This is a genomic window from Pseudomonas sp. 1121_17, from assembly GCF_052850745.1.
On sequence record NZ_VXCX01000042.1, the window covers coordinates 1 to 201 of the forward strand.

General features: G+C 54.7%; 1 protein-coding gene. It reads right to left on the bottom strand.

Features of this window, described 5'->3' with window-relative positions:
- A partial coding sequence (locus tag FW789_RS24335; RefSeq protein ID WP_446432157.1) for an immunoglobulin-like domain-containing protein occupies nucleotides 1–201 on the bottom strand: 201 nt, incomplete at both ends.

Genomic DNA, 201 nt, shown 5'->3' on the forward strand with positions numbered 1-201 from the left:
GTCAGATCAACGGCTTCGAAGTTACCGCCGTTGACCGCAGTGACAGTCGCAGTGACTTCACTGCCGTCTTTGTAGACATCTTCAACGTTGGTGTTCGGGACCTGGAGAGTACCTTTGCCGGAAGCATCGATATCAACGGTGTAGTTTGTGCCACCAACATTGACGGTCAGGGTGGTCGTGCTGCCAACCTGAGGCGGGTTG